Origin of the sequence: Allosalinactinospora lopnorensis (genome assembly GCF_000981225.1) — a bacterium.
GTDB lineage: Bacteria > Actinomycetota > Actinomycetes > Streptosporangiales > Streptosporangiaceae > Allosalinactinospora > Allosalinactinospora lopnorensis.
The window spans coordinates 83,606-91,740 of sequence record NZ_LAJC01000016.1 but is presented as its reverse complement, the minus strand read 5'-3'; the positions used below and the strand labels follow the sequence as shown (position 1 = coordinate 91,740).

The following is an 8,135-nucleotide window of genomic DNA, read 5'->3' as shown; positions in this document are numbered from 1 at the left end:
TCCGCACGGCCTGCCCGCGGCCACCGCCCCGACCCGGTGCCACACCGTGTGGCCCCCTACGAGGCGGTGGCCGCCAAGAGCACGGCCGGTGCCCGCGCCCTATGCGGCCACGGAAACCATCCCTGTCCCCCGCGGGGCGGGGGCGCCCAACGGGCCGCCTGATCGCCCACACACGCCCCCGGCCCGCGCCCTGGGCGCGGACCGGGGCCCACCACGGGCACCGGCTGCCCCAGGCGGGCTCCGTCCGGGCCGATCGTCATAGCCCGTCGAGCTGCCCCCAGGCGTCAGTGGCTCGGAAGAGGGCGCATCCGGGCGGGCCTGCGAGCGCCAAGGGCCAGGAGCCAGCTGCGCTGGGTGCTGAATCGAGGCGATGGATGGTTGCTGGATCTCCTGCGGAAGGGGAACACCGATTGATGGCCACCCTGTACCTGAGCATTGAGAGCCCCGCGCGGAGGTTCTTGGGCGATCCGCTGGAAACCTCGCCCAATCCGCTTGTCAACGTCCCCGGAGTCAAGCGTCGATGGGGTCGGCCCTCAACCGGGGGCGGCGACCCTGATGTGGCCACCCGGCCGGTGCGGGGGTGGGCATGGTGAGGCCCGCACCGACCTATGAGGAGGTGCGCGAGCTGCCGGTGGTGCTGGACGCACTCACCGCTGGGCGGCTGCTGGGGCTGGGACGCACCAGCACCTACCGGCTGCTGGAGACCGGCCGGTTCCCAGCCCCGGCGTTTCGCGCCGGCAAACAGTGGCGCATCCCCACCGCCGGGGTGTGCGCCGTGCTGGGCCTGACCTACCCCCCACCCGCAACCGGAGGCGAACACCGGGCGCCACCCCCCACCACCAACACCGACGGGGAGTACCACGATGGCTAACACCGAAGGCTCAACGTTTAAACGCTGCGGATGCCGCGACCAGAACGGCAAACTGCTGGGCGCCAAATGCCCCAAACTCAAACGCCGCAACGGCACCTGGAGCTCAGCCCACGGGCTGTGGGGATACCAGGTGGAGCTGCCGCGCACCGCCACCGGGACACGCCGCCAAGCCCGGCGCACCGGGATGGAGTACCAGCAAGACGCCCTGGATGAGGCCGCCCACGTCAAGAACCTCCTCGAGCTGGCCGAGGGCGAGCCCGACACGCTGGTCCCCATCGCCGACCTGATCCAGCAGACCCTTAAAGCCAAGCAGCCTTTGCCCGCGGTGGAGGAGGTCAAACGCCGCCTCGGAGCGGGCGCAGACCTGCGCGCCCAGATCCCTACCGTGGCGGCCTGGCTGCAGGAATGGCTCAGCACCAAAACCGACGTGGCCCAGAGCACATGGCGCTCCTACCACGGCCACATCACCAACCACCTCACCCCGCACCTGGGCCAGGTGCGCCTGGACAAGCTCACCGCCACCCACATCAACGCGATGTTCGCGGCCATCGACGAGCGCAACGCCGACATCACCGAGGCCCGCGACTCTGAGGACCCGCAGGTGAAAGCCTCGGTGCGCGCGATGCGCATCGTCGCCTTGGGCACCAAGCACCGCATCCGCGCCACACTGCGCAGCGCGCTTTCCGAGGCGATCCGCCGCCCCGATTTGCCCGTGCAGGTCAACGTGGCTTCCCACTGCCGCCTGCCGGCCTACCAGCGCGGCAAGCCCTTGGTATGGACCACCGACCGGGTGGCGCACTACCGGGCCGGTGGGCAGGTGCCCTCCACGGTCATGGTCTGGACCCCCGAACAAACCGCGGCCTTCCTGGACCGGGCCCGCCGCGACCGGCTCTACCCGTTGTTCCACCTGATCGCGGTCAAGGGGCTGCGCCGCGGCGAAGCGGTCGGACTAAGCTGGCCCAACGTGCGCCTCACCGACCAGGCCATTGACATCTGCACCCAAATCGTCCAGCTCGGCTGGCAAACCATCACCACCACCCCGAAAAGCGCCGCTGGTCAGCGCAGCATCACCCTGGATGCCCACACCACCCGGGTGCTCAAAACCTGGCGTACACGCCAGGCCCGCGAACGCCTCCAAGCCGGCGATGCCTGGATCGACAACGACCTGGTGTTCACCCACCCTGACGGCTCAGCGCTGCACCCCGCCTGGGTCAGCGACCTGTTCCACGACATCGCCCGCGAAGCCGGCCTTCCGCCGATCCGGCTGCACGACCTGCGCCACGGGGCGGCCTCATTGAGCCTGGCCGCCGGGGTGGACGTCAAGGTGGTCTCGGCCGAACTGGGCCATGCCACCACCGCCTTCACCCAGGACACCTACCAGCACGTTTACCCCACCGTGGCCCGGGAAGCCGCCGAGGCCACCGCCGCGCTCCTCCCGCTGAAACAGCAAACCCGGTCTGACCTGCGGTGATGTAAAACCGCGAGCAACCGAGCACACATGGAGCACACACAACACCGAACCCTAGGCCAGAGCACCGGATGTACCCGGTCTGACCTGGGGTTTCATTGTGGGCCCCCAGGGGATCGAACCCTGAACCCGCGGATTAAAAGTCCGCTGCTCTGCCGATTGAGCTAAGGGCCCGGTACACAGTTTGGTCTGTCGAGAAGTGTGCCAACTGGCGTAACTTTACCGGTTCACTGCGAGGGTTGCACAGCTGGAAAGGATGTGCGGGTATCCGGTCCGACTCCCTCGCCTGGAGACCGCGCCGGGGCGCGGACTCCCGTGCCGGTGGTCAGGGTCGATTCAGGGGAGCCCCAGGGGCGTTCCTGATGGGAAAACGGCCGTGTGGCGGGCAGGCTGTGGGTATGAGTGAGAACTTCGGTAAGAAAAGCCTCCGTCGAAGCAACGAACACCGGATCCTGGCCGGCGTCTGCGGGGGGATCGGGGAGTACGTCGGTGTCGATCCCAACCTGATACGCCTGGGCTTCGCGGTACTTACGCTACTCGGCATGAGCGGAATCCTGCTGTACATCATCGCGTGGCTGGTGATGCCCGAGGAGGGCGCCGAAGCGTCGGTTCTGGAGCACATCATCCGGAATTTCCAGGGCAAGAAGTCCGATCTCTAGTGCGTCCGCTCAGACGCAGGTCAAGGCACAAAAAAGCTCCCCCCGTGCCGCTCGGTCGCGGACGGGGGAGCCAGGAAGGGAGCCTAAGGGGGCCGATCAGGCCTCTTCGGCGTCTCTCGCGAAGAGCGCTCCAAGGGCGTCGGTGCCCTGCGTGAGCACCGGGCGAAGCTCCTTGCGGTAGACCGCTTCGGTCGTCGCGGTCGTGCTGTGACCGAGCAGCCGGGCGATGTCCTCCACGGGAACGCCGCTGGCGGTTCTGCCGGATCCGGTGCTCTTTGAGCACGTCGACCTCGCCGAATGGCGCGTTTTCCTCGACGCCGCGAAGCGGGAAGTGCCGTAGGCGCCCCCAGCACGTAGGACCGTCCATCCAGGCTTCACCTTCAGAGCGTTCCGCCCAGGAGGAGGAACACCAGCACCAGCACGGTTCCCAGGATAGCGGGCGCCCAGAAGGTCCCGAGCAGACCGCGGCGCAGCCGGCGCCGGCCGCCGACGCGCGCAGCTCGGCGGCGGCCCTCCGCACCTCGGGGTCGACGTCCGCGGCGACCTGGAGCGCCGAGGCTTGGACGGCCAGCAGGCTGAGCTCGTGCCCCAAGGCGTCGTGCATATCGGCGGCGATACGGGCACGCTCGCGCAAGCGCTCCCGTCCGGCCGCACGGGCGTGCTCGCGCTCGAGTCGCGCGGCCAGTTCGAACCCGGACGCGGCCAGTTCGGCCTGCTGGCGCAGGTACTGGCCCACCGCCCAGGGGATCACCACCATCAGCAGCAGGGTGCTGGCGGCGGTGAACCAGTCCTCTCCCGACGACGCTCCAGACGCGGCCACCAGGGCCGCACTGGCGACGGCGAGCAGCGCGGCCAACCGGATCCCCGCCGCACGGCCCACCGTGCGGCGTCCGAGCAGAAAGGCGAACACGATGACCGCCAGGGCCAACTGTGCGACGTAGACCTGCCCGGCGACGGCCATCCCGAACGCCAGGGGCAGTGCGGCCGCGGCCAGCGGCCAGCGCCGGGAGACCACCGTCGCCACGGCGAGCAGCACCGCCGCGATCACCCGCAGCACCGGCAGAGTGATCCACGCGTGCTCGGGCAGTGGATCGTCGGCCAGCCACAGCGGCGCGACCGCGACCAGCCACAGCAGCACGTCCACACCGACCAGTTCACCGCCGCCACGAAGGAGGGCTCCCGATGACCGCCACCGCTCCCGCCCCGGCCACCGCGGGACACCCGCTCGGCCTGCGCGACGCCGTCGCCGCCGAATGGCTCAAGCTCGCCACGGTGCGGTCCACCTGGTGGTTCGCGGGCGGGCTGCTGGCCATTCTGCTGGCGATGGCGGTGCTGGACGACGGCGACGCCGCGTCGATGCGCTCCCTGACCGTGGGTCTGGCCGCCGTGAGCTACTTCGGCCAGTACCTCATCGCCGCGTTCGGCCTGCTCGTGATCACCAGTGAGCTGGCCACCCGCTTGATCACCGTGACCTTCGCCGCCACCCCCTCCCGTGGCCGGGTCATGGTCGCGAAGGCGATCGTCACCGCGATCGCCGCGCTCGTCGTCGGCGCGATCGCAGCGTCCCTGGGCATGGGCGTGGCCGTGGCCGCCGTCCGCTACGGCGAGCTCGGCCGCGTGGCCGCCGACATCGCCACCCAGGCGCTCGCCACGGGGATCTACCTGGGGCTGCTGGCCGTCGTCGCCCTGGGCATCGGTGCCCTGGTCCGCCGCACCGCCGGAGCGCTGACCGTCACCGTCATGCTCCTGCTGGTCGTGCCCGAGCTGCTGCGTCTGGCCTCCGAACGGTTCGTCGCGCCGTTCCTGAACACGCTTGTCGGCTGGACCCCGGCCCAGGCCGGGTGGCGGCTCATGACCGGCGAGTGGGAGTACGCCCTCGTGCTGGTCGCCTGGGCCGCCGCAGCCGTGGCCGTCGGCGCGTGGGCACTGCGCGGCCGAGACGCCTGACGCCGAAGGACTCCGGGCCTCGGCGGAAGGACCTTCTCCGCAGGGGCCCACGCACGACCTTCAGCCCTCACCCGCAACGATGCCCGCCTCGTGCGCCAAGACCGCGGGCCTGCACCCGGTTCCGCACGCCTAGGCGGGCCAACACGGCGCTGACGTGCACCTTCACCGTTCCCTCGACCAGGAACAGGCGGCGCCCGATCTCCGCGTTCGACATCCCCTCACCGACCAGCGCCAACACGTCCCGTTCCCGTGGCGTCAGAGCGTCGACCCGGGCCTGCGTGTTCCGCTGGCGTGCCATCAGTCCGCCACTGAGCCTCGTGATGAGCTGGTGGGCGACCTTCGGCGCCAGGAAGGCGGCCCCGTCGTGAGCGGCCCGTACCGCGGACATGAGCTCATACGGATCGCCGGACTTGAGCAGGAATCCGCTCACCCCGGCCTCCAGAGCCGAGGTCACGTACTCGTCCTCGGAGAACGTGGTCAGCACGACGGCGGCGGTTTCCGGCACGGCCCGGCGCAGCTCGGCCGCCGCGCTCAGTCCGTCGAGGGCGGGCATGCGGATGTCCAGGAGCACGACGTCTGGGCGGTGCGCACGGGCCTCCTGGACGGCCTGGCGCCCGTCGGCGGCCTCGGCCACGACCTCGAGGTCGGGCGAGGACGACAGGACCGCCCGTATACCGGCGCGGAACATCGCCTCGTCGTCGGCCATGAGCACCCGAATCACGGCCCAATGCTACTTCACACCCACCGAGCCCTCCTGGAGAAAGCCCCGTCCTTGAGCCCTTCTCATGTTGAGAGTGCAGGTCACAGTCTCGTACCGGTTGCGCGGAAGCCCGCCATGCATCCGGACACGCAGAAACCGGTCCCGCGTTCGATGGATCACCGCGCGTGGGAGCCGGTTATTCGATCAGATCGTAATGGCGGGGGCGGACAGGAGAGCACTCCGGAAAGCGTGAAGCAGAGGGCCGCATACCTGGGGAGCCACACGAGGGCCGAAGACCACGGTCCGAAGCGAACTCACGCGAACGCAGACGCCCCGCACCGCAAGGCGTTTCGCGGCGTCGGAGACGCCCGGAGAGTCTCGTTTCCCCGCCCGGATCAGCCTCCAGGGCAAGAAGTCCGACCTCTGACCGCTCTCCAGCCCCGTGGTTCCGGGTCACTCCGCCGGCTCGTGCTGGTGCATGAGCGTGACGGCTCCCGCGTAAAGTCGTGACCAGGGGATGGCCAGTGCCGCCGCACCGGCGATCCCCAGCACGCCCGCGACTGCGACGACGGCGTGTGTTCCGGCGCTCTCCGCGAGAAGGCTGCCAAGGGCGATACCGATTCCCTGCGCGGCCTGCAAGCCCGCGGCGACCAGACCGAAGGCCAGCCCCCGGCCTTCGGCGGGAACGCACAGCACAAAGGCGGCATTGGCCACGAACTGGTACGAGGCGGCCATGCCGGAGACCACGAGCAGGGCGACCATCGCCCATATCGGCGGATGCAGAAGCCACAGCAGCAGGGGGACGGAGGCGATGACGGCCAACGGCCCGATGAGCCGCATCCGAACATCCGGACTGATCAACCGGGTCAGCACGAAACCGCCGAGCATCGCGCCCATGGAGGGGCCGGCCATGATCATTCCGGCGGCGGTCGGTCCGCCGCCGACCTCGTCGACGAGCGGGTTGGCCAGGCCGTAGGGGACCATGTAGAAGCTGGCCAGCCAGGCGAACAATCCGAGCGTGCGTAGTCGGGGGTCTTGGAAGACGAGACGGGTGCCGTCGCGGGTGACCTGCCACAGAGTGGGGCTTTCCTCGCCGCCGCCGAGAGGTGCCGGGCGCGGGCGCACGCCGAGGCGGACGATAGCGCTGGCGATCAGGAACGTCAGCCCGTTGTACATCACAGCCGAGTTGGGGCCGACCGTGGCGATCACCCAGCCACCCGCCGCGAGTCCGACGAGGGTTCCGGCCTGGGAGGTCATGTTGATTATGGCCGACCCGGCGATGTAGCACTCTCCCTGGACGATCTCGGCCAGGAGGGCGGCGCGGGCGGCGGTGAACGGGACCATGGGCAGGATCGAGAGGAACAGCAAGAGCCAGATCGCCCAGATGGGGAGTCCCGGTATGCCGACGGCGACGATCAGAACGGCGCGGAGCACGTCGCTGACGATGATCACCCGGCGGCGCGGGTAGAGGTCCGCGAGTCCGGACAGTAAAGGGCCGCCGACGACCTGCGGGAGGAAGGTCAGGGCCAGCGTGACCCCCGCCGCGAGCGCTGAGGCCGTCTGCTGGTAGACGAGCACCGTTACGGCGATGTTGAGCAGGTAGCTGCCGGTCATGGACAGTGCGTGGGCGAACCACAGCGCCTGGAACTCGCGGACGCGGATGACGTCGCGGTAGCTGTCGCGCCAGTCCGACGATGAGGGGGGCGGCCTGGAGGGTGTCGCCTCGGCCTGCTCGGCGTTCTGCCGCTCTGCGGGGAGGGGGGCGACGTCTGCGCAGCTCTGAGTAGGAACGGTGAATTCGTGGCTGCCCATTTGCGGCTTACCCACCCGGCGACTCCCTTGCTGGATCACAGTGGTGTCACTCTCGGTTGTTGCCCGATGACCTACCGTTCCCGATCCGGGTGTCGTTCCGCAAGCTGTTCGTGGGAATTCGTATCCGATCTGTTGCAGGCCGTGACCATAAACAGTGAATATGGGAGGACTCAATCCCGGGCATGCTCCGAGCCCAGGCACCTGCGATGGAGGCCGGAGCCGCTCTAGACCTAGCCCCAGCCGAGTTCGCGCAGTCGGGCGTCCTCGATTCCGAAATGGTGCGCGATCTCATGGACTACGGTTATGCGTACCTCCTCCACCACCTGTTCTGGAGTGTCGCAGATGGCGCAGATCTCCAGCCAGTAGATGAAGATCTGGTCAGGCAGCACGCCCGCGTAACCGTCGCCCCGTTCCGTTAGGGGGATTCCTTCGTACAGGCCGAGCAGCCCGGGTTCCGGGGGAGCGTCGGCGAGAGTGATCACGACATTGTCCATGAACTGCGTCAGATCGCTCGGGATGGCGTCAAGCGCATCACCGACGAGCCCTTCGAAGCGTTCGCGTGAGAGTTCCACCACGCTTCGTATTGTGCGTCACATGGGGGAAGGTGGGCTCAGTGGGGCGTGCCACCGCGCCTGCCGCCGCATCCGCCCGGTCCTCCGGAGAGAGCGTTGGGCGGAA

The 8,135-nt window shown here is 69.1% G+C and carries 7 protein-coding genes, 1 tRNA gene and 1 pseudogene; 4 read left to right on the top strand and 5 right to left on the bottom strand.

The window, feature by feature from the left end:
• Positions 1-586: 586 nt before the first annotated feature.
• Together VS93_RS08485 and VS93_RS08480 are read left to right on the top strand one after the other, a co-directional pair.
• Positions 587-871, top strand: a complete 285-nt coding sequence (locus VS93_RS08485) for a helix-turn-helix domain-containing protein (RefSeq protein ID WP_046469437.1) — start codon at positions 587-589, stop codon at positions 869-871.
• Positions 864-2,342, top strand: a complete 1,479-nt coding sequence (locus tag VS93_RS08480; protein ID WP_046469418.1) for a tyrosine-type recombinase/integrase — start codon at positions 864-866, stop codon at positions 2,340-2,342. Before VS93_RS08485 ends, VS93_RS08480 begins: the two co-directional genes overlap by 8 nt.
• Positions 2,343-2,440: 98 nt before the next feature.
• On the opposite strand, the gene VS93_RS08475 is transcribed toward VS93_RS08480, so the two are convergent.
• Positions 2,441-2,513 (bottom strand) — tRNA-Lys (locus tag VS93_RS08475).
• 224 nt (positions 2,514-2,737) lie between these two features.
• On the opposite strand from VS93_RS08475, the gene VS93_RS08470 reads away from it, so the two are divergent.
• Positions 2,738-2,998: a PspC domain-containing protein gene (locus tag VS93_RS08470; RefSeq protein ID WP_046469417.1), complete on the top strand. Its 261-nt coding sequence runs from the start codon at positions 2,738-2,740 to the stop codon at positions 2,996-2,998.
• On the opposite strand, the gene VS93_RS27820 is transcribed toward VS93_RS08470, so the two are convergent.
• Positions 2,961-4,142, bottom strand: a complete 1,182-nt coding sequence (locus VS93_RS27820) for a histidine kinase (RefSeq protein ID WP_082126721.1) — start codon at positions 4,140-4,142, stop codon at positions 2,961-2,963. The two genes, VS93_RS08470 and VS93_RS27820, sit on opposite strands and share 38 nt — an antisense overlap.
• A 38-nt stretch (positions 4,143-4,180) precedes the next feature.
• Here VS93_RS27820 and VS93_RS08460 point away from each other — a divergent pair, with 38 nt between their 5' ends.
• Positions 4,181-4,945 (top strand): ABC transporter permease, encoded by a 765-nt coding sequence (locus tag VS93_RS08460; protein ID WP_046469415.1) that lies wholly within the window; start codon positions 4,181-4,183, stop codon positions 4,943-4,945.
• A 60-nt stretch (positions 4,946-5,005) separates the two neighbouring features.
• Here the strand turns inward: VS93_RS08460 and VS93_RS08455 are convergent.
• The 3 genes and pseudogenes from VS93_RS08455 to VS93_RS08445 form a co-directional block, all read right to left on the bottom strand.
• Positions 5,006-5,666 (bottom strand): annotated as a pseudogene (locus VS93_RS08455) (response regulator).
• Between the two features lie 432 nt (positions 5,667-6,098).
• Positions 6,099-7,472 (bottom strand): MFS transporter, encoded by a 1,374-nt coding sequence (locus tag VS93_RS08450; RefSeq protein ID WP_236700420.1) that lies wholly within the window; start codon positions 7,470-7,472, stop codon positions 6,099-6,101.
• Between the two features lie 215 nt (positions 7,473-7,687).
• Positions 7,688-8,032 carry a metallopeptidase family protein gene (locus VS93_RS08445; protein WP_046469414.1) on the bottom strand — a complete coding sequence of 115 codons (345 nt, stop codon included), beginning with the start codon at positions 8,030-8,032 and terminating at the stop codon, positions 7,688-7,690.
• Between the last annotated feature and the right edge of the window lie 103 nt (positions 8,033-8,135).